General features: G+C 40.3%; 20 protein-coding genes, 5 tRNA genes, 1 other RNA gene and 1 pseudogene. 20 read left to right on the top strand and 7 right to left on the bottom strand.

Annotated features, from left to right (window positions below):
* The first annotated feature begins 121 nt into the window (after positions 1-121).
* Positions 122-259, top strand: coding sequence for a hypothetical protein (locus AC6HZ4_RS15620; RefSeq protein WP_497490520.1), 138 nt, complete (start codon positions 122-124; stop codon positions 257-259).
* Between the two features lie 145 nt (positions 260-404).
* Here AC6HZ4_RS15620 and ssrS read toward each other — a convergent pair.
* The 5 genes from ssrS to AC6HZ4_RS15595 form a co-directional block, all read right to left on the bottom strand.
* Positions 405-584, bottom strand: a non-coding RNA gene (gene ssrS / locus AC6HZ4_RS15615) — 6S RNA.
* Positions 585-687: 103 nt separating this feature from the next.
* A complete protein-coding gene (locus AC6HZ4_RS15610) occupies positions 688-894 on the bottom strand; it encodes a heavy-metal-associated domain-containing protein (protein ID WP_497490519.1) in 207 nt (68 codons plus the stop codon).
* Between the two features lie 229 nt (positions 895-1,123).
* On the bottom strand, positions 1,124-1,402 hold the full coding sequence (locus AC6HZ4_RS15605; protein WP_497490517.1) for a hypothetical protein: 279 nt from the start codon (positions 1,400-1,402) through the stop codon (positions 1,124-1,126).
* 213 nt (positions 1,403-1,615) lie between these two features.
* Positions 1,616-1,813 carry a hypothetical protein gene (locus AC6HZ4_RS15600; RefSeq protein WP_497490516.1) on the bottom strand — a complete coding sequence of 66 codons (198 nt, stop codon included), beginning with the start codon at positions 1,811-1,813 and terminating at the stop codon, positions 1,616-1,618.
* Between the two features lie 231 nt (positions 1,814-2,044).
* Positions 2,045-2,515 carry a staygreen family protein gene (locus AC6HZ4_RS15595; protein ID WP_497490514.1) on the bottom strand — a complete coding sequence of 157 codons (471 nt, stop codon included), beginning with the start codon at positions 2,513-2,515 and terminating at the stop codon, positions 2,045-2,047.
* 200 nt (positions 2,516-2,715) lie between these two features.
* On the opposite strand from AC6HZ4_RS15595, the gene AC6HZ4_RS15590 reads away from it, so the two are divergent.
* The 6 genes and pseudogenes from AC6HZ4_RS15590 to AC6HZ4_RS15565 all read left to right on the top strand — a co-directional run bounded on the left by AC6HZ4_RS15590 (position 2,716) and on the right by AC6HZ4_RS15565 (position 8,820).
* The gene (locus AC6HZ4_RS15590; RefSeq protein ID WP_497490512.1) at positions 2,716-2,913 is read left to right on the top strand and encodes an IDEAL domain-containing protein; all 198 of its coding nucleotides are present in this window, start codon (positions 2,716-2,718) and stop codon (positions 2,911-2,913) included.
* A gap of 414 nt (positions 2,914-3,327) precedes the next feature.
* Positions 3,328-6,630, top strand: a complete 3,303-nt coding sequence (locus tag AC6HZ4_RS15585; protein ID WP_497490511.1) for an outer membrane protein assembly factor BamB family protein — start codon at positions 3,328-3,330, stop codon at positions 6,628-6,630.
* A 101-nt stretch (positions 6,631-6,731) separates the two neighbouring features.
* Positions 6,732-6,935 carry a hypothetical protein gene (locus tag AC6HZ4_RS15580; protein ID WP_497490509.1) on the top strand — a complete coding sequence of 68 codons (204 nt, stop codon included), beginning with the start codon at positions 6,732-6,734 and terminating at the stop codon, positions 6,933-6,935.
* Between the two features lie 136 nt (positions 6,936-7,071).
* Positions 7,072-7,779: a DUF421 domain-containing protein gene (locus tag AC6HZ4_RS15575; protein ID WP_497490507.1), complete on the top strand. Its 708-nt coding sequence runs from the start codon at positions 7,072-7,074 to the stop codon at positions 7,777-7,779.
* A 93-nt stretch (positions 7,780-7,872) separates the two neighbouring features.
* Positions 7,873-8,016 (top strand): annotated as a pseudogene (locus tag AC6HZ4_RS15570) (ATP-binding protein); the annotation flags it as partial.
* A gap of 477 nt (positions 8,017-8,493) precedes the next feature.
* Complete coding sequence (locus tag AC6HZ4_RS15565) at positions 8,494-8,820, top strand: antibiotic biosynthesis monooxygenase family protein (RefSeq protein ID WP_497495733.1); 327 nt, start codon at positions 8,494-8,496, stop codon at positions 8,818-8,820.
* Between the two features lie 138 nt (positions 8,821-8,958).
* Here the strand turns inward: AC6HZ4_RS15565 and AC6HZ4_RS15560 are convergent, their stop codons facing one another.
* Entirely contained in the window at positions 8,959-10,044 is a 1,086-nt protein-coding gene (locus tag AC6HZ4_RS15560; RefSeq protein WP_497490505.1) for a murein hydrolase activator EnvC family protein, read from the bottom strand.
* A gap of 731 nt (positions 10,045-10,775) precedes the next feature.
* Between AC6HZ4_RS15560 and AC6HZ4_RS15555 the strand changes: the two genes are divergently transcribed.
* The 8 genes from AC6HZ4_RS15555 (at position 10,776) to AC6HZ4_RS15520 (ending at position 15,457) form a co-directional block, all read left to right on the top strand.
* Positions 10,776-10,861: transfer RNA gene (locus AC6HZ4_RS15555), tRNA-Leu, on the top strand.
* Positions 10,862-10,892: 31 nt separating this feature from the next.
* Positions 10,893-10,966 (top strand) — tRNA-Arg (locus AC6HZ4_RS15550).
* 69 nt (positions 10,967-11,035) lie between these two features.
* Positions 11,036-11,112 (top strand) — tRNA-Met (locus AC6HZ4_RS15545).
* A 153-nt stretch (positions 11,113-11,265) separates the two neighbouring features.
* Positions 11,266-11,340, top strand: a tRNA-Asn gene (locus AC6HZ4_RS15540).
* Between the two features lie 3 nt (positions 11,341-11,343).
* A tRNA-Ser gene (locus AC6HZ4_RS15535) sits at positions 11,344-11,434 on the top strand.
* A gap of 528 nt (positions 11,435-11,962) precedes the next feature.
* The gene (locus tag AC6HZ4_RS15530) at positions 11,963-13,411 is read left to right on the top strand and encodes a sucrose-specific PTS transporter subunit IIBC (protein WP_497490504.1); all 1,449 of its coding nucleotides are present in this window, start codon (positions 11,963-11,965) and stop codon (positions 13,409-13,411) included.
* 77 nt (positions 13,412-13,488) lie between these two features.
* Positions 13,489-14,961, top strand: coding sequence for a glycoside hydrolase family 32 protein (locus AC6HZ4_RS15525; protein WP_497490502.1), 1,473 nt, complete (start codon positions 13,489-13,491; stop codon positions 14,959-14,961).
* Between the two features lie 31 nt (positions 14,962-14,992).
* Entirely contained in the window at positions 14,993-15,457 is a 465-nt protein-coding gene (locus tag AC6HZ4_RS15520; protein ID WP_497490501.1) for a PTS sugar transporter subunit IIA, read from the top strand.
* Positions 15,458-15,721: 264 nt separating this feature from the next.
* Here the strand turns inward: AC6HZ4_RS15520 and AC6HZ4_RS15515 are convergent, their stop codons facing one another.
* The gene (locus AC6HZ4_RS15515) at positions 15,722-16,891 is read right to left on the bottom strand and encodes an MFS transporter (RefSeq protein ID WP_497490500.1); all 1,170 of its coding nucleotides are present in this window, start codon (positions 16,889-16,891) and stop codon (positions 15,722-15,724) included.
* 325 nt (positions 16,892-17,216) lie between these two features.
* Between AC6HZ4_RS15515 and AC6HZ4_RS15510 the strand changes: the two genes are divergently transcribed.
* From AC6HZ4_RS15510 to AC6HZ4_RS15490, 5 genes are all read left to right on the top strand, one after another.
* Complete coding sequence (locus tag AC6HZ4_RS15510; protein WP_497490498.1) at positions 17,217-17,984, top strand: sugar phosphate isomerase/epimerase family protein; 768 nt, start codon at positions 17,217-17,219, stop codon at positions 17,982-17,984.
* The gene (locus AC6HZ4_RS15505; protein ID WP_497490497.1) at positions 17,981-18,940 is read left to right on the top strand and encodes a sugar kinase; all 960 of its coding nucleotides are present in this window, start codon (positions 17,981-17,983) and stop codon (positions 18,938-18,940) included. The genes AC6HZ4_RS15510 and AC6HZ4_RS15505 overlap by 4 nt, the downstream gene beginning before the upstream one ends.
* A 1-nt stretch (position 18,941) precedes the next feature.
* Positions 18,942-20,222: an MFS transporter gene (locus AC6HZ4_RS15500; protein WP_497490496.1), complete on the top strand. Its 1,281-nt coding sequence runs from the start codon at positions 18,942-18,944 to the stop codon at positions 20,220-20,222.
* 212 nt (positions 20,223-20,434) lie between these two features.
* A complete protein-coding gene (locus AC6HZ4_RS15495; protein ID WP_497490495.1) occupies positions 20,435-21,082 on the top strand; it encodes a bifunctional 4-hydroxy-2-oxoglutarate aldolase/2-dehydro-3-deoxy-phosphogluconate aldolase in 648 nt (215 codons plus the stop codon).
* Positions 21,083-21,176: 94 nt separating this feature from the next.
* Positions 21,177-22,181 (top strand): LacI family DNA-binding transcriptional regulator, encoded by a 1,005-nt coding sequence (locus AC6HZ4_RS15490; protein ID WP_497490494.1) that lies wholly within the window; start codon positions 21,177-21,179, stop codon positions 22,179-22,181.
* Positions 22,182-22,236 lie beyond the last annotated feature (55 nt).

Below are 22,236 nucleotides of genomic sequence, written 5' to 3'. Positions count from 1 at the left end.
TTTTTAAAGCGGTTGTGAATGGGGAGAAAGAAAAGGATTTGTGTGAATGCAGTGTTTAATTTTTCTCTGTTTAGGAAAATTAATAAGGAACCGTTATATTAAAAAGAAGGGTGGGAAAATCATGAATAAGAACAGAACAACCGACACAAACGACAGCATGCAGCAGCAAATGAACAAAAAGCAGAATGAAAAAGATATGGAGAAAGCGCCTGGTTTTGGGGATAAGAAACTAGAAGGACCAAATAAGCCTTCTGTATAAAGGAAACGGTCTAGAGCAATAAGTGTCTCCATAAACGCTTATTGCTCTTCTTGAATTCAGCAGGAGTATTAGACAGAACCACATAATCAAAAAAATCCTTTCAGTTCGGAAAGGATTTTCATTTTCAATATATAAGCGGGTATGTAGCATCCCGCTCTGCCGTAGCTCTGGTGTTTCAAAACCTGCTCTCACAGGTGGGTGTTCTCATTTTTGCTTTCAAAGTCCCGAATCAAAGCGGGCATGTTGTTGGCAAAAAGTTATTGAACTCCCTTACATTCATCATAGGTTTGAAACATCAAGGAGCATACGCACATCGCAGGTATGTAAGCCTGTGAATGACAATTTGTTTTGTCTGTCTTGCTATACATAATATACTGCTTTGCTTATGCGGTCTCAATAGTGAACTATTTCCAAAGATTCCATTACGCCTAGTTGATATGAAAGCCGTGCTGTTGGAGTGTAATAACAATTCGTTCTTCTGATACCTTTGTTTCATCAAATTGAATTTTGACTTCTCCGTCCTCTACATCGACTAATGCCCGTTCAATGCCGTCCATTTCTGCCAGCATCGTTTCTAGCGTTTGAATTGGTTGAGCAGAGATTGCTTCTTTCACAAAAAACGTTGTTTCTGCCATTTCCCTCATCCTTTCCAGATTTTTAACACAAGGGATAGTATACCCAGCTATTTTGTATTTCATTTCGCGGTATACATAGCCCCTTCATCATTTTCATCAAGATATGTGTGAAGTATGAGGGGAGGATATAAAAGGAGTAAGAGTAGCTGATGTTTTTGGACTAGACAAAAAACATACTCTCTGCGATACTATGGAGCTTCCTTGGAGACTCGCACCTTGTCCGTATTTTCTACCGCGCGCATACATATAAAGAACCATTCGCCACTAAATCCAGATGCCACCACCATTGCTCGAGCGGCTTATGCATGCACCGTCCTTGTATGCGCGGTGAAGAAGCTTGATGAAGCAACAGCGAGTCATATACGAACAACTCTTCTTTTTCTGCTTCTGTCAATTTATTATAGACATGGAAAATACGTGTGCGCAGCTGCTGCATAAGTGGGAGAATGTCAGGGCGTACAGGTAGAACAAACACGAAATAGCCATACTGCTTCGTTAGAACACTCATGATCGATACCTCTTTCTTAATACTGTATACAGACACTGTAGCAAAGAAAAGGGGGTGACACAAAAGCAGGAAAGGGAGAAATATATGAAGAAAAACGAAGAGGCCAGAAGATGAAATAGCGAAATATAGCAGGGGATATTCATTTTTTATAGAATCGTTATTCTTTATTTGTGTTCCGCTGCATAAGATTCATCTTCTGTGATCGTCTTTCTTCTACTCCGTTTCCAGAATGAAATCTGGTGTTACTTGAACATCTGTCTCAAGATGCTTTGTGCTTCCAAAGAATGCCCAGCTTTTGGATGATAAAAACTCATTAAATGCCTGGAGAAAAACAGCATGATCCACAGCGCCGGATCCATCATTTGACATAACCATCCCTCGAAGCTCCACACCAGCTTGGCTTGATTCCATATGATACAGCTCCTTTTTTGGTTGTATTATGGTTAGTATGGACTTTTTTTATGTATTTATGATCTATAGCCGGGTTCTAAAATTTCAATCACCGTAGTGTGATAAAAATCATTAAAGGATGAGTGGTAAGAGCATATATATATTTGTATTATAATTTCATTCACCATATTGAGAGGAAAAATGAGATATACATTCTAGATTTAATATTGTCCTCAAAAAACGATCAGAGAGCTATGTTCCGCCGGAATCATGCAAATATTGCTTTGGTGTACCGTAGTATACAATACGACTGAAGTCGGGATAGACGGATTCAAAATAAATATAAATATGGGCATTAAGCAGGGAGGGGAAATACGTATAAAATTGCTTGTCTCCGTTGACGATTGCTTTTAAAGCAGCAGGCATTTCTTTTTGAAGCATGTAAAAACGCTCACCCGCTGTTTTTTCATCAAATTCTCCGCCGCTTATATATGCTTTTCCAAATAGGACAAGCTCTTTATTCTTGTTCGTCCATTGAGCGATTACTTCATTTCTAAGATGGGGGTTAATAGTATGAGTATCGTATATATATCCGATGCTTAAAAACAGATCCCCAGTTACATCTGAATGAGTTAGTGTATATTTGCGATCTACAGCAGGCTCATACAGATTTGCGGGAGGAAGGAATGTCACAGACAATTTTGCTAGGTCAAAGTTTGACAAGCCAAACACTCCTTTCTTTTACCATTCATTACATACGATATTATACGTAAATGGAGGATGTATGTGATGAGTTGAAGAGTCTAACTAATTACAACAGTTATAATAAGTATGGGATAATTTTCAAAAAGTGCCAACATTAAATATTTGAATAGTCAGAAGATTTTGAGTACAATATAAAAAAGACAAGGAGTTGATTTCATATGAACCAGTTTTATCTTAATGCACCTCAACAACTTGAGCCGTACGCTATAGATTCTTTACTTGCTGAACTATTCTTAGAACAAGCAATTCGTAATTTTAGAAAAGAGCAAATTCATAAAGAAATCGACCGGTCATTACGAAATAGGGATAAGGCAGCATTTATGCGCTTAACAGAAGAATTAAAGAGTCTTTCTTGAAAAATCTATATTAAATAGAAGAAACAATTAGACATAAAACAATCTGGCAATATGAGGGGACGAGAGGAAGAGCTGCAATTTGTGATTTTAGCAGTGTTGAACTAAGATTTGAGTTTAAGAGCAATTTAAATATTCATTCTAATGTTTGAAAAGAAATCCTTGCATACAATTATATGCAAGGATTTTTTGTATGGCTTGCAAGTTATTACATGTTCAGATGGGTTAAACAGAGAAAATTTACATTGTTTTTTGAGAATTCGCAGTTACGCAGTATAACAAGCTAGGCAGAGATTATATTCCTACATTTACCAAATCGTTTTTTGTATTTTCGGAAAAATAATTCTACCTAATATTTGTATCTTCTATTAAAATGGTATTGATATATATTCTAATTAAATAGAAGGATGTGAAATTATGGATGATTCTAGGATCCGTGCTGCAGTACCAAGGAAATCCCTTTTGCTTCTAGCGATTGCATTTGTTTTTTATGTGTTTCCTTTCGTACAAACAGTGAATGCAGCAACGACACCATTTATACAAGGGAAGGGGTATCAGCAAGGGGCTTATGAAAGGTATGCTGATCAGCCAACTTCCTTGAACTGGGATCGACAGTCTAGGTTTAAGGGGAGCGCTGTTCCGGCGGTGAAGTGGACATTTAAAACAAGCGATGATATTTCAGCTTCACCTGTGGTCGGGAAGGACGGCACGATCTATATTGGTTCTGAAGATACATATTTGTATGCAGTTGCTCCTGATGGAAAAATAAAGTGGAAGTATAAAACACAGGAGGCTATTTCTGCTTCGCCTGTGATTGCTTCAGATGGAACGATTTATGTGACTTCCGGAATGACGTTATATGCGGTTAGTTCTAGTGGAAAAGGTAAATGGTCGTATACAATCCCAGCGGAGAACTATTCTTCCTTATGGTTGAATTCACCGCCGGCAATTGGCAGTGATGGGACGGTATATGTAGGGGTATCCGGCTTTTTCGAAAATGGAGGGGCTACTGTAGCAAAGGGAAGATTGCTGGCTATTGGTTCTAATGGAAAATTAAAATGGGAATATAAAGGAAATGGCAGTAAGAGCACGGCGAGCATTGATTCTACGCCAGCTATAGCCGCAGATGGCACCATTTACGTGACCGATACATATTACTCAAGCTATGGTGATTTTGTGTCCCTTTCTGGCAGCATACATGCAGTTACGCCGGCGGGGAAACAAAAATGGGTATATGAAATTGGCAGCTATACCGACGCATCCCCTGTAATTGGCTCAGATGGAACAGTGTATGTAGGATCTGAAGATGGTTATTTATATGCATTTTATAAGAGTACTGGTCTTGTGAAATGGAAGCTGAAAACAGGCGGGGATATTGTCGGAGGAGCAGCGATCGATAAAAACAATATGATTTATGTAGGAAGCCGAGATGGAAAGCTGTATGCAGTCCAGTCGAAGGACGGCAAGGTGCAATGGACCTTCCAAACACAAGACGGTATCCAATCGGCGCCTCTTATTGACGCAAATGGGGTTGTTTATTTTGGCAGTGACGATTCCTATTTTTACGCGCTCGATTCAAAAAAGGGTACCCTAAAATGGAAAGCAGCAACAGGCGGAGCAGTTGTTGCATCTCCTGCTATCAGTGAAAAAGGAGATATTTATATCTCGTCACGCGACAGCCGCTTGTATGCGTTCAATATGGCAGGTAAGTCTCGCTATTCTGTCAGTGGACAAGTGCTCGACAGCAAAACGAAAAAACCGATAGCTAATGCTACGGTGACTATTGCAGGTCAAAAGAAAACAACAGATGTAAAGGGACGTTTTACTCTGCAAGGCATTCCGGCGAGCAGTTATGTGGTTACAGTTGAAAAGAAAGGATTTTATACGTACACAGACAACAGCTTTGTTGTATCTAAGAATGTAAGCAATAAGTCCTTTAGTCTAATGCCGGGAGGAAAACTAACCGCTGCGCCAAGCGAAGGCGTTGCGCATACAAAGGTTACAGTAGCCGGGACAGGGTTTCCGATTGATGAATCTGGCAAGGTATTTTTAGATAAAAATAAAAATGGATCTTTAGATGAGGATGAAGAATCCATTTATGTAAGAACAAGCATGACAGGTTCCTTTTCGGATGTTTCTATCATAGTTCCAGATCTTAAAGCAGCGCAGTATCCAATTCTCTATACATCGGATACTGTAGCCAAAGACCCGATTAGTGTAGCCCCGGCTTTGTTTACAGTACTTCCTTCAACTGCAGCCATGAAGGCAAATGTAAAAGAAGCGGCTCCGCATGAGAAAGTCATCATTAGTGGAAGCGGATTTGCAGCAGGAGAAAGAGGAAGAGTATATTTTGATACAAATAAAAACAAGAAATTTGATTGGGAAGAACCGTATCAATATGTAGAGATGGAAAAAGGAAATTTTTCTAATGTTTCTCTTTCTGTCCCGAATGTAAAACCAGACACATATCCAATTGCTTATGAATCAAGCATTGGCCCTTTAAATGTCCGAACACTTTCACTTACAGTAAAACCAACACCTGCCAAACTTGCGGTAACACCGGCAAGCGGCTCTGCAGGTAATACTTTTACAGTAAGCGGCGCCTCTTTTCCAGCAGGGGAGTCAGGATCAGTGTATCTAGATGTAAATAAAAATGGAAAATTTGATTATTCCACAGATCCGTATACGTATGTGACAGCGGACGACAATGGGAAATTTACGAGTTCATCTCTTTCTGTGCCGGATGCGCCAGCAGGAAGCTATAAAGTATTGTTCCAAGCGAGCTCAGATTCCCTGAATGCAGCACCAGCTATATTTAAAATTACACCAACGGCTGCCAAAATGACGATTTCACCAGCACAAGGCGGTCCGTTTACTAGCATTAAAGTATCAGGAACCTTATTTCCGCCTAGCTTTAGCGGATATGTATATTTTGATACAAATAAAGATGGAACGCAGCAATATACTGAACCGTACACATATGTATACACGAGCAGCGGCGGAACATTCGAGGGTACGTTAAACGCTCCATCAGCAGCGGCAGGCACATATCCGATTCGTTTTCAAGCGAGCAGCGGAACACTATCTGTTCCGAGTGTAATCTTTACGTTGGAGAAATCGAGCGCGGCATTGACTATTTCCCCAAGCACAGGTGCCCCGCATTCGACAGTCACCGTGACAGGAACAAAGCTGCCGGCAAATGATTATGGCAGAGTATATGTAGATACTAACAATAACGGAAACTATGATTATGACGCAAATGAGACGTCTGTCTCTGTATCTGCGGACAGCAACGGAGCTTTTAGCGGGACTTTAGGAATTCCTGACGCAGCACCAGGGAAATATAATGTGCGCTATAAGTCAGACAGATATGATTTGCAGCTCCCGCCGGCTATTCTAACGATTACATCCTCGGCGGCAAAGCTGCAATCCTCGTCTGCGGCAGTTAATAGAAATAGCAGTGTAACAATAACGGGAACAGGATTTCCAAAAGGAGAGCCAGGATTTGTATATGTCGATATGAATGGAAATGGAAAGCGGGACTATTATGATCCTTCTGAGCCGGCAAGCTACTACGTGTCTGCTGATGCTAACGGAGGTTTTCAAACAACATTAAATATCGGACCAGATATTACCCCTGGAAAGTATGTCGTTTGTTTTGAATCATCTTCTAGCTATGGTCCTTTAAAGGTTCCTTCTATTCCTTTGCAAATCAATTAAGCGAAGCATGGAAAGTAGGCCTTCTTCTCTCTTAGAGAAGAGGGCTTTTTTGTACATAAAATTCCCGAACTTAAGCACGCTACATATAGGAGGTGCTTAGAATGGAGCCAAATCAGCCTGGAAATAAGGAAATGCCGGATTTTAAGGAGTTAGGCGACCGCGTGATTGCGGAGCCTACACATTCCCCATCTCTTGTGATTCAAACGAATCTAGATCCAACAAGTGTGAAGGAAGACAATCCTTATTATCGGAATGAAGAGCAAACAGATGATAAGAAATTTAAGGAGTATTTTGAAGGAAAATGACGGAGTGAATCCGTCGTTTTTTCTTTCTGTACGTTCCCTGCCTGTTTTAGAAAGAAGTTTGTTTTATCAAGAAAAAAGTCGGGGAAAATATGGATACTATAAAGATAATAGTCATTTACTAGGAAAGAGGAAGCGTATGCCTGATTGGATTGAAACCATTTTACGTACAGTTGCTATTTTCATACTGCTCATGATTATAACAAATTTACAAGGAAAACAATTAAGCTCTCATACGTTATACTATAACCTTGCTTTATGGATTACTCTTGGTTCGATAGCTGGCAATGCTGCATTTAATACAAATTTAGAGTTCTTCCCGATGGTCATCTCTGTTATTACAATTTGTCTGATGGCTTATTTGTTTGCTTTTCTCTCATTAAAGAACAGAAAGCTTAGGAAATGGACTTCTGGTTATCCGACTGTGATTATTGAAAAAGGATTGATTTTAGACGAAAACATGAAAAAAATGAAATATTCTTTAGATGATTTAAAGGAGGCTTTGAGGGAGAAGGATATTTTCAATATTGAAGAGGTGGAATATGCACTGTTGGAAAGTAATGGTGCGCTATCAGTTCTGAAAAAAGAACTGTATCGACCTTTAACGAAACAAGATTTGTCTATCCCTGCCTCTCAACAAATAAATATGCCGATCGAATTTATAATGGACGGAGAAATTATAAGGGAAAATCTAAACTATCCGTATACGATGGATTGGTTATTGCAGGAGCTTAAGAAAAGAAATGTAACGGTCGAAGATATTTATTATGCTGTAAAGGGAACTAACGGTAATTTGTACATAGATTTCTACAAAGATGGTGCTGTTTCATTCGGTAATAACGAGTAAAAGTAATCATAATTGGAGGAGACTGCATGGATTTTCCTGTTGTTCATACAAATTTTTGGGATGCTGTACTTGCTGTGCCAGTTGTACTTGTGTAAAGCAAGAACGAGGAAGCAGGGAGGGAACGGTTTAGGCTTAGCTATTGCGAAAAGACTCGTGAATAAGTATGGAGGTCATATATCACTGAATAGCGTAGAGGGAGAAGGGACAACGGTATCATTCTCGTTTCCTGTTTTGTAATACATCTGAGGGCGATTGTTACTTGTTGAGCAGGTGTTTTGTAAAAGAGGATTGGTACTTGATTTACGCTTATATGTTTGCTGAAAAAATGAACGAGAAACGCAATAGATTTGTATAGACAACAAGAGAGCTTGTGTTATTAGCTTTTTCTTGTTGTCTTATTTTTATTTGCTCATACGGCTTGCAGGGAGATATAGGTTGTATTCTACATTTGTTCAGTGTTTTTAGCAGCTCTTTTTCCTAGAGGAGTAAGCGAAAGCAGCTTTCCATACGTATTTAGGATAAATTCATTTTCACACACCTCGTAAAATTATAGTTAATCCTAATGTAGGGATGAAGTATTTGACAAGCGTGAAAGAATGATAATGAATTCATGAGAAACAGATAAGAACTCTCTCATTTTTTCATGATTTACAAAAACAATATATGGTGTAAAATATAGGAAAAAATAATATGATTATGAGAGGGGAGCAAAATATGGGCGGGATTGTAAAAACGCCTCAACCACCATATTATGCAGTGATTTTTTCTTCGCAGCGGACTGAAGGTGACAGAGGCTACGGTAAAATGGCAGATCGGATGGTGGAGCTGGCTTCTCAGCAAAAAGGTTTCTTAGGAATAGAAAGTGCCCGTGATGAGGGGATAGGAATTACTGTTTCTTATTGGGAATCCTTGGATGATATAAAAGCTTGGAAGGAACATGCAGCACACAAAGCGGCACAGAACAGAGGTAAAACAGAATGGTATAAAAACTTTTCACTAAGAGTTTGTAAAGTGGAAAGGGATAGCTTTTTTGAAATGTAATCATATTATGAGCCATAGCAGCCTTTACATGCTGCAGAGAATGGGTTCATATGTCATACAAAAAGGATAGAGGCAGCAACCCTCGCTGCCTCTATCCTTTTTGTTATAAGGTAGCCGATTTCTAAATCGGATAGTAGGTTAATGTAAAAATAACATTGGATCAACTGCATTAGATTTATCGATATTCCAGCTGCCGTCATGAATTTCGAAGTGTAAATGCTGTCCGCGTGACGCTCCTGTGTTGCCCATGATACCAATTGGCTGACCTTGCTGCACGACTTGTCCTTGCTCAACAGAACGGCTTTGCAGGTGAGCATAAACAGTAGTGTATGTTTTTCCATCTATTTGATGGGAGATAAACACTACATTTCCGTAGCTGTCTGAATAGTCCGAACGGATAACTGTTCCTGCCGCAGCAGCCACAATGGGAACAGTGCCGGAAGCAGCGATATCAATACCTTTATGATTTTCATGTCCTCTCATGCCAAAGCCGGATGTAAATGCACCAGCTGCTGGCTTGATAAAGGCCTCTGAACCTATTAGGAGTTGTTCTTGCCCCTGATTTGTCGCTTGATTCAGTTTTTGCTCTAAAGCTGCTATGGCATCGGCCTTCTCTTTTTGGTTTTTTTCTAATTGCTGCTGTTTCTCTTGGATAGAGGCTTCATATGAATGCAATGCAGCTTCCTTATTTTCTAGGCTGTTTTTTTCTTTTTCAAGTTGTTCTTGGTCTAATTGCTGCTTAGTGATCATGCTCTCATCGGACTGGAAAATAAGGTTGAGTGAATACATGCCATCTAATAAATCAGTCATACTGTTTGTTTGAGTTAATAAATCTGTTACAAGGTTTTCTTTTGGCTGGGATTGTAATGTTACCAATCTTTTCTTTATTATTTCTTGCCGTTGCTGGGTTTTTGTCTCAAGTGTTTCAATGGATTGCTTTTTTAAAGCAATCGCTTCTGTTGTTTCTTGAATTTGCTGCTGTGTAGCTGCTAATTCTGTTTGTGTATTTGCAATCTCCTGATCAAGCTGCCCAAGCTGCTGCCTAAGCTGCTCGAGTTGCTGTTGTTCTGTTATTTCTTCAATTGGTTCATCTGTATGTTCGTGCAATGTATTTTGAAGGGTGTCTAGATCTCCTGAAGCGGTTTCGGCATATGTAGGCATTGTAGCAGCCCCCATTATGATACTTATCAATAGCGCAATACGTATTGCTCTTTCTTTCCTCATTATGATAATCCTCCCCTATATTCTCCATATAAAGTTATAGCATGCCGGGAAGGGACTCAGCCGATTGTAATAGAAGTGTAAATAATCTTTAAAAAAGAAAGAGTATTTTGTCGTTACGTTTACAAATTGATTGCAATTTGTCTAATATGGAAGTAATTATTATAGAATAAACTCTAGAATGGTAAAAAAATAAAGATTTTTATCACGATGTAAGCAGTGCTTAGTGGCTGCTTGTTACATTTTGCATATGCTCCTTCATGGATACAATGATAAAAGGCTGCCCCTATTCGTATAGAAGGGCAGCCTTTTTATGGAGCATTTTTGTTTAAAGAAATAATTCAGAAAGCCATCTCTATCTATTTCAACAACTGTTGGAACATATCAAGATTTTCTTTAGATCCAATATATCTTTGTGATGAAGTCATGTATCTCCGCGGGGAATGAGAGAACTCGTTCCTCGCATCACTTGCAGAATAAGTACGTCTTCAAGAGATGGCAAATTTCTAATTGCAACTCCATCATATTTGTGTTTTGTTAATCAAATTTCCACGTAAGATATTGCCGAGCTATTGTCGCTGTAAACCTATAGCCGAAGCTTTTAGATATTTATGATCAAAATCGATTGTAAAAGGAAATCTAGGAAAGAAATACATAAAAAAATATATTTTCAAACCACGATATATATTGTATGATAATAATCGTCATCGAACAGAACATGTCAATTTGGCAACGCCGGGGTGGCGGAATTGGCAGACGCACAGGACTTAAAATCCTGCGGTAGGTGACTACCGTGCCGGTTCGAGCCCGGCCCTCGGCACTGTTTCATACAATAATATGTTTAATAACATGCGCCCGTAGCTCAATTGGATAGAGCGTCTGACTACGGATCAGAAGGTTATGGGTTCGAGTCCTTTCGGGCGCGCTTAAACGAAAAGTACCTGTTTTGCAAGCGGGAGGGCATCAGTTCCGCTGGGCTTTATTTTCATTTAATGGCGGTGTAGCTCAGCTGGCTAGAGCGTACGGTTCATACCCGTAAGGTCGGGGGTTCGATCCCCTCCGCCGCTACCATACTTAGTTATTCCGCAATAGCTCAGCGGTAGAGCACGTCTGAATTTACTTCGGAGCTTTACATCAGCGCACCGATTGAGCCGCTCCTTGAATCAACATTCTGAAATCGGGGCGATCGTGGAGAAGCAATGTCACAGATCTATGTTTAATTATTCCGCAATAGCTTAGCGGTAGAGCAATCGGCTGTTAACCGATAGGTCGTAGGTTCGAATCCTACTTGCGGAGCCAAATAGAGAAGTACCCAAGTGGCTCAAGGGGCTCCCCTGCTAAGGGAGTAGGTCGGGTAACCGGCGCGAGGGTTCGAATCCCTTCTTCTCTGCCATACATATGGTGAGATTTTTAAGAAGTTCACTCTAAAAGCTACATAGGAATTACGTATATGTAACAAAAGGATAAATTAAAACTTGTTACATGCGGTTCAAGATGGCCGCTGCATCAAAAGTGTTAGCCGAATCAAAGAAAATGTTCTTTCTATTGAGCTATGGTCTTTACATGATCAAGATACCGTATAAATAATATACCCCAATTGGTTGGATAACTAATCTTATATTTAAAGTAGAGGGCAAAAGAAAAAGAGTTGGCTGTACAAGCTGGCTCTTTTTTTATGTTTGATGGAGAATCGATGAAAAAAATTAACCTTTTAAAAATATAAAATAATAATTGAGAAAGAAAACGTTGACAATCAGCTAATCAAAGAATATAATTCAAATTGAAACCGGTTCCGAACGCCGGTTGTTATTTATAACGATCAATGAAACCGGTTCCGAATCTATGGGATGTCCTGTTATTTATTTTTTATTTGTTAACGGAACCGGTTCCTTTGAAAGAATAAAAATGGAGGGGGATTATTATGAACTACAAACACATTGCACAAGATATCTTGGATGCAATCGGCGGCAAAGAAAACGTTTCAGCTGCAGCACACTGCGCTACTCGTTTACGTTTAGTTTTACATGACGAAGGAAAAGTGGATCAAGCTAAGCTTGACAGCATGGATGTTGTTAAAGGAACGTTTTCAACTGGAGGGCAGTTTCAGGTTATTTTAGGATCGGGAACTGTAAATGAAGTATACAAGCAGTTTGCAGGCTTAACAGGGTTGGCTGAAATGTCCACAAAGGATGTGAAAGACGCTGGCGCGAAAAAATTGAATCCGCTTCAACAATTTGTAAAAATGCTTTCTGACATTTTCGTTCCAATTATTCCGGCTATTGTTGCGGGCGGGTTATTAATGGGGATTAACAATCTCCTAACAGCAAAGGATTTATTTGTTGCAGGAAAGTCGCTAGTAGAAGCAAATCCGGAAATGGCAGATTTAGCAGCACTTATTAATACATTTGCCAACGCGGCATTCGTATTTCTTCCAATCTTAATCGGCTTCTCGGCAACACAGCGCTTCGGAGGAAACCCATATCTTGGGGCAGCGCTTGGTATGCTGATGGTTCATCCAGACTTGTTGAATGGATGGGGATACGGCGGAGCTTTAGCAGAGGGCAAAATTCCTGTATGGAAGATATTCGGTTTTGAGATTGAAAAGGTAGGCTATCAAGGTACAGTATTACCAGTCTTGGCAGCATCATTCATCTTAGCAAAAACAGAAACGTATTTACGAAGAGTGATTCCATCAGCTCTCGATAATCTTTTAACACCATTACTAACAATTTTTATTACAGGATTATTAACTTTTACTGCAGTAGGACCTATCACACGTACTGCTGGTAATTTGTTATCAGACGGATTGGCTTGGTTATACGATACAACTGGTTTTGTTGGCGGTGCACTATTTGGTCTTGTCTATGCGCCAATCGTTATTACAGGTATGCATCATAGCTTCATTGCAGTAGAAACGCAATTATTGGCGGATATGGCAAAAACGGGCGGTTCATTTATCTTCCCGATCGCAGCGATGGCAAACGTAGCACAAGGTGCAGCAACACTTGCTGTTCTTCTTATTACTCGCGACGCAAAAGTAAAAGGTGTTGCATCCGCAGCAGGCATTTCGGCACTTTTAGGTATTACAGAGCCAGCGATGTTCGGTGTTAACTTAAAGCTTAGATATCCGTTTATCGGGGCAATTACTGGTGCGGCAATAGCTTCTGCATTCATAACATTATATAAAGTGAAAGCAATTGCGCTAGGTGCAGCAGGTCTGCCGGGAATTATTTCTATCAAGCCGGGTGGAATTGTTCCTTACGTAATTGGCATGGCAATCTCTTTTGCAGTTGCTTTTGCAGTAACAATTTTTTTAGCAAAGCGAGCAGATAAGAAAGCAGCTAATTCTTCTGAAAAGAACGCAGCTTAATTCATGATAACGGAAGAAGGAGAATCTTGAAGGAGAATCTTTTGATTCTCCTTCTTGTTTAAGGAGGTTTGAGAAAAATGATATGGACAAAGGAAAGACGCTATCGCCGAATTGAAGAGGTGAGGCAGGAAGAACTTCAAGAGCTGCAAGCAAGAGTGAATGACTGCTCGTGGCGGCAAACGTTTCATATACAGCCGGAAACAGGTCTCTTAAATGATCCAAACGGGTTTTCTTATTATAACGGCGAATATCATTTATTCTATCAATGGTTTCCGCTTGGACCGGTGCACGGTTTAAAATATTGGTATCACACGAAATCAAAGGATCTTGTTCACTGGGAGAACGTGGGGATAGGAATTGAGCCAACGGACTATTACGATAGCCATGGCGCTTATTCTGGCAGTGCAATTGAGCATGATGGGAAATTATATTTATTTTATACCGGCAATACCCGTGATGAAAATTGGGTAAGGCATCCTTATCAGTGTATTGCCATCATGAATGAAACAGGGGAAATTGAAAAGCTCGAACAACCTGTTATTCACGAAGTTCCAGACGGGTATACAGACCATTTTCGCGATCCTAAGGTTTGGAGGGAAGGCAACACGTTCTATGCAGTGATCGGAGCACAGCGGGAGGATGAGACAGGCTGTGTTGTGCTGTATAGTTCATCAGATTTACTACATTGGAAATTTGAAGGAGAGCTGCAAACAAACCTGAAGACATTTGGATATATGTGGGAATGCCCGGATTATTTTGAACTGCAAAACCAAGGTGTTTTGATGTTTTCACCGCAGGGGCTAGAGCCGGAAGGAGACAAATATCATAACATTTATCAATCTGGTTATATTCTAGGAGACAAGCTGGATATTAACCAAATGTCTATGGCACATGGTCTTTTTCAGGAATTAGATAAGGGATTTGATTTTTATGCACCTCAAACCATGATGGACCCAGACGGACGAAGGATCTTAGTTGGATGGATGGGCTTGCCAGAAATCGATTACCCCACTGACAAAAATGGATGGGCACATTGTTTGACGTTGCCAAGAGAATTGACCTTTCGAAATGGGAAGCTTATTCAACAGCCGGTAAAAGAGCTTCAATCGCTTCGCAAGCAGCAATATGAAATACAAGATGTGATTCATAGCGAAAAGAAAATGTATGATGGATTTACCGGAACAGCATATGAGATGATTTGTGAGTTTGAAAATGGAAATGCAACTGAATTCGGAATCGAATTCAGGGCGAGCGAGACTGAGAAAACCATTATTAAATATGATGCTATCGAGAGAAAAGTAATACTAGACCGTACATCTTCAGGGGAAGCTGTGGGCGAATCCTACGGAACAACGAGAAGGAGCTCTGTAGAAGCAAAGAATATCAAGTTTCATATGTTTATAGATACATCCTCTGTCGAAATTTTTGTAAATGATGGTGAAGAGGTATTTACGAGCCGTATCTTCCCGCAAGCTGAAAGTGAAGAAATTCGTTTCTTTGCGGTAAACGGCAGTGTATCGTTCCAAGCAACAAAATGGGATTATAAATAAAAGTTATGTTATTTATACAGGGGGAATTGAGATGTTTAAGAATTTATTCAAGCGCAAGAAGGTCGAAATAGATGCAGCTATTTTAGCGCCATTAGAAGGAGAGCTGCTTCCGATAGATGCAGTTCCAGATCCAGTATTTTCCCAAAAAATGATGGGGGATGGCTTTGCGGTAAATCCAAAAAATGGAACGGTTGTATCACCGATAGATGGAGAAGTGGTTAGTGTATTTCCTACAAAGCATGCGATTAGCTTGCAGGATGCCAATGGGCGAGAAATCTTAATTCATGTAGGGCTGGAAACAGTTAAGCTAAAGGGCGAAGGGTTCACTGCGTTTGTAAAGGATGGACAGACTGTCAAAAAAGGACAAAAGCTACTGGAGGTCGACTTTGCGTCCATAAAAGATAAAGTACCTTCCATCATTACACCAGTAGTCTTTACAAACTTGAAAGAAAATGAAAAAGTAGTTATAGATGAACAAGGGGTAAAGATTCTTTAATATATCATAATAACTCGGATAGCAATACATGGCAGGAATATAGAAAGGCAATAGCCTGTTAGTAGGCAGATAATCCAAGACAGCTGTATAAATCAGCTCAACCTCATTTTGGGCAACTTCACTTTTTGGTGGAGTTGCCTTTTTTGATGATACGCATAGCCTCGATACCTTTCAAAATTAGGGCAGCCATTTCAAGTCTTAACTAGATTGAAATCTTCCCTTAACTTGTTTTATGTAAGGGAATGAGAAGAGATAGTTTTATGATTAAGCCGATGCTTTCTCCACTACCTTAACTTCCCTTACAAAAATGAATGCAAAGACAATAAAAGTAGCAAATGCTACAATAGCATTATATAAAAATACTTCCCGCATTCCTACATACTCACTGGCAACCCCGCCAGCCATACTTCCTATTATACGGGCTATTCCCAAACTGATTAAGCCATTCAATGTCTGGCCAGATGCCTTCAGTTCTTTTGGAACCTCTTGATTAATGAATATTGCGAGCGTTACCATTAATACGATAAAAATGAAGCCGTGAAGCATTTGAATCGGTAGTACCAGATACGGATTATGGACAAAATAAAGGAACAGCCAGCGAAGTCCTGCGAAGAATGCAGTACTCAGTAATATAGCGGGAATTCCAAAGCGTCGAATGATTTTATGTCCGAAAAGCAAGAAGGGCAGCTCACTCATTGCTGAGAAAAGCATGGCCCAGCCGAGTAATCCGTTATCAGCCCCTAGTTGATGGAAGTAGATCGGAAAAAAAGCATAGTAATACCCCAGGGTAACTTGAACAATGAAATTTAATAGCATAAATTGCATCAGTTTGCGATTTTTCAGTAAGACAAGTATGGAGACCTTGTTGCTATGAGACTGATGGCCCTTTATTTTTGGTAATTGAATACAGATCATGATTGTTAACAGCATAATGATGCAATAGACGAGAAAAATACTGCCGATATGCTTTTGAGCAATTATACCGCAAGCAACAGACATAAAGGCAAACCCAATAGTTCCTGCCAATCGAATTGGACCGAAAGCCCACTTTGTTTTAGAGAGATATTCCAAAGTAATCGCATCACTTAATGGATAAATGGATGTTTGAAAGAATGTAGTAAGACATATAATTATCAATAAATGTATGTATTGATTTGATAGCGGAAACAGCAATACAGAGACAGCGCTCCCCAATAAAAGCATTTGCAGGACTCTATTTTTATTCGCTGAACGATCTCCTATACTTCCCCAGACAGGTTGAGCCAGAATAGCGACAAGCGGACCGAAGCTCAATAAGGTAGCAATGGATGCCTGGCTTAAACCAATATGTTTTAAGTAGACGGGCAGAAAAGTACCATATATAGCATTCCCCATATAAGAAACCGCATACAAACCAAGAAATAAAAGATAAATGCGATTGGAGTTTTCACTCAAGCCACTCACCTCAGCATGCAAAATAATAGTAACAATAATACTACACTCTAAACTAGAAACAGTCTATGTCCTTTTAGAAATTTACAGCTAATAAAATGGAATATTACCTATGGTAATCATAATACAGGTTAAAAAGAAACCGAGTGTATTATTTGTAATGAGTGTACCAACCGAAACGTGGATTGTAACCCAGGCCGAGGATAAAGAGTTTATCATCTTTTTACTATTTTTTAAAATTCGCTATTGAAAAAGCGTTTTCATAGAATTATAATCTAACTAAACCGTTTTACTAAACCGGTTTATGAAAAAGGAGGGAGGGTGTGAATTGAAAAAAGTTATAATACCGTTAAATGCCTACAAATCAGACAGGATGACAGAATTAGAACAGGAGGAGCTGATCTCCGCTATTGCAAAGGCAGGTGCAGATGGAGTAGAAATTCGCCGGGAGTTATTGCCGCTTGAGGCAATTTCTTTTTCGAGGTTAAGAAGCTATATTAGCTTTCAACACTTATTTGCTATCTACTCTGTTCCAATTGAATTATGGAAAGAGGATGGCCGTTTTAATTATGACCTTGTAACGTTGGCGTTATATGAAGCAAAGGAACTCGGTGCAAGCATGATTAAGTTTCCATTAGGACATTTTCAAAACGGAATTTCTTGCCTGCAGGAGTTGAGTGAGGTATGGGAGGAGTATGCTGATTGCATGCTGCTTGTAGAAAACGACCAAACAATGCACGGCGGCAGCATCAACCGTTTGGTAGACTTTTTTGAAAACGCTTCTACTTCTGGTATACCTGTAAGGATGACCTTTGATGTTGGGAATTGGACGTATACGAGGGAGGACGTGTACGAAGCATTAGAAGTTTTGCTTCCTTATACGGTATATGTACATCTGAAGCATGTAGAGAAGAAGGAAGAATCGCTTGTAACGTTGCCTTTGCCGCTTGATGCGGGGGCGGAGTGGAGAACCATCTTAAGTCAGCTCCCTGACAGCACCTGGGTAGCTTTAGAGTTTCCGCTTACAGCTGGGGAGATGACGCAGCGCTATATAGACACAATAAAAGAACAGGAAAAGCAAGGAGAGGCAATATGACAAAACTTGATGTAGTAACATTTGGAGAAGCGATGGCGATGTTTATTGCTAATCAAACAGGACCGTTGCATGAGGTGCAGCATTATACTAGGTCGCTGGCTGGAGCAGAGATGAATACAGCAATTGGATTTTCAAGATTAGGACTGCAGGCAGGTTGGGTTAGCAAGGTTGGAGATGATGCTCTTGGAAAGTATATTATGCAAGCTTTGCGAAATGAACGTGTTAATATTGATCAGGTTTTAGTTGATTCCCGATTTCCGACAGGCTTTCAGTTAAAATCGAAGGTAACAAAGGGAGATCCAGAGGTGCAGTATTTTAGGAAGGGCTCTGCAGCGAGTTATTTAAGTGTTGAGGATTTTAATGAGGAGTATTTTCTGTCAGCCAGACATCTGCACATGTCAGGGATTCCGCTCGCACTTTCCTCTCATACGAGAGAATTTGCCAAGCATGCACTTTATTTTATGAAGAAAGCAGGAAAAACTGTTTCCTTTGATCCGAATTTGAGACCATCTCTATGGAATTCGCAAGAAGAGATGATCCAGGTTACGAATCAAATCGCTTTTCAAAGTGATTATGTGCTTCCAGGCATTGGGGAGGGAAGAACTTTAACAGGATATGAAAAGGCAGAAGATATTGCAGCGTTTTACCTGGAAAAGGGGGTAAAGCTGATCGTTATCAAGCTTGGTGAAAAGGGGGCGTTTTATAAAACGGCGCAGGAAGAAGGGATAGTGGATGGGTATAGAGTAGAGCAGGTTGTTGATACAGTCGGTGCTGGTGACGGCTTTGCTGTAGGAGTTGTTAGTGCTTTGTTGGAGGGGCTTTCGGAGGCGGAAGCTGTTGCACGCGGGAACGCAATTGGTGCGCTTGCAGTTCAGGCAGCTGGAGACAGCGACGGTTATCCGAGCCGGGAGAGATTAGAAGCGTTTATAAAACAAATTCTAACAGGGGTGAGATAATATGCAAAATACAATTGCAAAATCACGTTGGTATCGTTTGATTCCGATTGCTTTTATCACATATAGCTTAGCTTATCTAGATCGTGCCAACTATGGCTTTGGAGCTGCAGCCGGTCTGGCGAAGGATTTGCATATTACAGCTTCTATGTCTTCACTCCTTGGGTCATTGTTTTTCCTAGGTTATTTCTTTTTCCAAATTCCTGGTGCTCATTATGCGGAAAATAAGAGCGCAAAAAAGCTTATCTTTTGGTCTTTAATTCTTTGGGGCGGTTTGGCCACTGCAACCGGCATGGTCAGTGATGTAAAATGGCTTATGGTTATCCGTTTCACATTAGGTGTTGTAGAAAGCGCTGTCATGCCTTCTATGCTTGTATTTTTAAGTCATTGGTTTACGAAAGCAGAGCGGTCTCGCGCAAATACATTTTTGATTCTAGGGAATCCGGTAACAGTATTATGGATGTCTATTGTATCAGGCTATCTAGTCGAGTCTGTGGGATGGAGATGGATGTTTATTATTGAGGGGCTTCCAGCTGTACTTTGGGCATTTATTTGGTGGAAAGTTGTAAATGATCAACCGAAGGATGCGAAATGGTTAACAGATAGAGAAAAACAACAGCTGCAGGAGCAAATGGAGAAAGAACAGCAGGGCTTAAAGCCTGTAAAAAACTATGCGGAAGCATTTAAATCAAAAACAGTTATTTTGCTAAGCTTGCAATATGCGCTATGGAGCATTGGTGTATATGGATTCGTGATGTGGCTGCCTTCTATTATTAAAGCAGCACCTGATATGGATATTGTGAAAACCGGCTGGCTTTCATCTGTTCCGTATGTATTAGCAGTTATTTTAATGCTAGTATCTTCTTATTTCTCTGATAAAACATTAAATCGTTCTGGCTTTGTTTGGACATTCCTTTTCATTGGCGCTTTGGCATTTTCGGCATCTTATATTGTTGGAACAAGCAATTTCTGGCTGTCTTTCATCCTTCTGATTATTGCAGGCGGAGCCATGTATGCACCATATGGACCATTCTTTGCTATTATCCCAGAGATTTTGCCGCGTAATGTAGCAGGCGGAGCGATGGCTTTAATTAATAGTATGGGAGCTTTAGGATCGTTTGTAGGATCATATATTGTAGGATATTTAAACGGAGCAACAGGCGGATTTGGTGCCTCTTATATATTCATGGCAGGTTCCTTATTCCTTTCAGCTTTCTTAACGCTTATTGCAGTAAAAGGATCTGGCGCAGCAAAAGCGAAAAAAACAGCAGAAAAAAGTGCTTGATGAACCGGCATTCACCAAGCACCAAAATAAATAAAACACTACCTATCTAGTATTATACTATAGAATATTGATTTCGGTACAGAAGTATCTTCTCATCTTTGATCATCTATATCCTAGATGATCAAAGATGTTCTTAGTGTATTTGATTTCTTTATACAAAAATAAAATATTGAGCGGAAAGTGAAAATGAATCTGTCTAAGGGGGAGAATGGATGCCCATCTATGAAATAAAGAAACGGAAAATTGTTGCGGTAATTCGGAATGCGGCAATGAATACGATTGTTCCAATTGCACAGGCATTGCGCCTAGGCGGTGTAACGGCCCTGGAGATTACGATGGAAACACCGAAGGCGCTGCAAATTATTGAAAGGCTGCGGATGGAATTTGCACAGGATGTTTTAGTAGGGGCGGGTACTGTATTAGATGCGGAAACAGCAAGAGCAGCTATTTTATCAGGAGCACAATTTATTTTTTCTCCAACCGTAAATAAGGAAACCATTGTCATGACAAAACGATATGGTGTGATAAGTGTTCCTGGTGCGATGACACCAACTGAGATTCTTCAGGCTTATGAGGCTGGGGCTGATCTTATAAAGGTGTTTCCAGCTAACATTCTCGGACCGGAGTATCTCAGAACAGTGGCTGGACCGCTTCCGCACATTCTACTCATGCCGACAGGAGGTATTCATCTTGGGAATGCCAAAGAATATATAGAAGCTGGCGCCGTTGCATTAGGAGTGGGCAGTACCCTAGTAAGTGCAAAGCAGGAGATAGATTCAGCATCTTTGCTTCGTCTGACAGAGAGGGCTCGATGTTTTCTGGAACAAGTTGATGCCGCTAAGCAAATGGTACAACAATGACCCGCCTGCTCCTCGTGCTGGGCAGCTAGATAATGCCATATATAACTGCTACAATGGCTATAGACAATATTTCAGTTAAGAGGAAGAGGTATATATGAAGACAGTGACAATGGCTGACGTAGCCAAAGAGGCGGGGGTCTCTAAAAGCACCGTGTCTCAATTTTTAAATGAGCGTTATGAATACATGGGTGAGGAAACAAAGGAGAAAATCAAACGAGCGATAGAGCTGTTAGGCTATCGTCCGAACTATGTAGCGAGAAGCCTGAAGCAAAAACGGACATATATGATTGGCATCATTGTCGCTAATATTATGCATCGTGTATCTACTGAAGTAAGCAGAGCTATTGAGGACTATTGCCATGAGCATGATATGCATGCGATTGTTTGTAATGCTGATGATAATCCAAGTAAGGAAAAGAAATATATTGAAATGCTGCGGGCAAGGCAGGTCGACGGTTTAATTATTTTTCCGACTGGCGGAAATACAGAGCTGTATACACAGATGGAGCAAGAACGATATCCGGTTGTGTTTGTAGATCGAAAAGTGGATGGCGTCCATATTGATACCGTTGTAGTGAACAATAGGGAAGCAACCTGCGAGGCAGTGTCGCATTTGATTGGAAATGGACATCGAAATATAGCAATTGTCACTCCGCCGCTAACAACTCATCCTCGTAAAGAGCGGTTAGCCGGATATAAACAGGCATTAGAGCAGCATGGTATTCCTTTAAACGAAAATTATATGAAATCTGTGGAGATTAAATCTATTTCTTTCGAGCTGGAAAACATGTTTTCTCTTGCAGAAAAACCCACAGCTTTAGTAGCAGCGAATGATTTATCATTTTTTGAGGCGATGGCGTTTATCAAGAGAAAGCGGATTCGGATCCCAGAGGAGCTGGCAGTCGTTGTATTTGACAATATCCCATTTGCTGATATTGCTACACCGACGATCACAACGATTGCTCAGCCTGCATACGAAATCGGGAAACGGGCATCAGAGCTGCTTATTCGGCAAATTAAGCAAGAAGCGCTGGAGCCTGAGCTATATACATTTCCGTGTGAGCTGATTATACGTGAATCTTCTGTAGGTGGACAATAGTCCTCCTAACAGAAGGGCCGTATTTCTTTTTCATATTTTACTAAATCGGTTTAGT

The organism is Ectobacillus sp. OTK (assembly GCF_059698935.1).
This window is presented reverse-complemented; position numbering and strand designations above follow the sequence as displayed.

Excerpts from the sequence above, each read along its gene's own strand:
- AC6HZ4_RS15620 (WP_497490520.1), top strand. The coding sequence starts at position 122 with ATGAATAAGAACAGAACAACCGACACAAACGACAGCATGCAGCAGCAA.
- AC6HZ4_RS15610 (WP_497490519.1), bottom strand. The coding sequence starts at position 894 with ATGGCAGAAACAACGTTTTTTGTGAAAGAAGCAATCTCTGCTCAACCA.
- AC6HZ4_RS15605 (WP_497490517.1), bottom strand. The coding sequence starts at position 1,402 with ATGAGTGTTCTAACGAAGCAGTATGGCTATTTCGTGTTTGTTCTACCT.
- AC6HZ4_RS15600 (WP_497490516.1), bottom strand. The coding sequence starts at position 1,813 with ATGGAATCAAGCCAAGCTGGTGTGGAGCTTCGAGGGATGGTTATGTCA.
- AC6HZ4_RS15590 (WP_497490512.1), top strand. The coding sequence starts at position 2,716 with ATGAACCAGTTTTATCTTAATGCACCTCAACAACTTGAGCCGTACGCT.
- AC6HZ4_RS15585 (WP_497490511.1), top strand. The coding sequence starts at position 3,328 with ATGGATGATTCTAGGATCCGTGCTGCAGTACCAAGGAAATCCCTTTTG.
- AC6HZ4_RS15580 (WP_497490509.1), top strand. The coding sequence starts at position 6,732 with ATGGAGCCAAATCAGCCTGGAAATAAGGAAATGCCGGATTTTAAGGAG.
- AC6HZ4_RS15575 (WP_497490507.1), top strand. The coding sequence starts at position 7,072 with ATGCCTGATTGGATTGAAACCATTTTACGTACAGTTGCTATTTTCATA.
- AC6HZ4_RS15565 (WP_497495733.1), top strand. The coding sequence starts at position 8,494 with ATGGGCGGGATTGTAAAAACGCCTCAACCACCATATTATGCAGTGATT.
- AC6HZ4_RS15560 (WP_497490505.1), bottom strand. The coding sequence starts at position 10,044 with ATGAGGAAAGAAAGAGCAATACGTATTGCGCTATTGATAAGTATCATA.
- AC6HZ4_RS15530 (WP_497490504.1), top strand. The coding sequence starts at position 11,963 with ATGAACTACAAACACATTGCACAAGATATCTTGGATGCAATCGGCGGC.
- AC6HZ4_RS15525 (WP_497490502.1), top strand. The coding sequence starts at position 13,489 with ATGATATGGACAAAGGAAAGACGCTATCGCCGAATTGAAGAGGTGAGG.
- AC6HZ4_RS15520 (WP_497490501.1), top strand. The coding sequence starts at position 14,993 with ATGTTTAAGAATTTATTCAAGCGCAAGAAGGTCGAAATAGATGCAGCT.
- AC6HZ4_RS15505 (WP_497490497.1), top strand. The coding sequence starts at position 17,981 with ATGACAAAACTTGATGTAGTAACATTTGGAGAAGCGATGGCGATGTTT.
- AC6HZ4_RS15500 (WP_497490496.1), top strand. The coding sequence starts at position 18,942 with ATGCAAAATACAATTGCAAAATCACGTTGGTATCGTTTGATTCCGATT.
- AC6HZ4_RS15495 (WP_497490495.1), top strand. The coding sequence starts at position 20,435 with ATGCCCATCTATGAAATAAAGAAACGGAAAATTGTTGCGGTAATTCGG.
- AC6HZ4_RS15490 (WP_497490494.1), top strand. The coding sequence starts at position 21,177 with ATGAAGACAGTGACAATGGCTGACGTAGCCAAAGAGGCGGGGGTCTCT.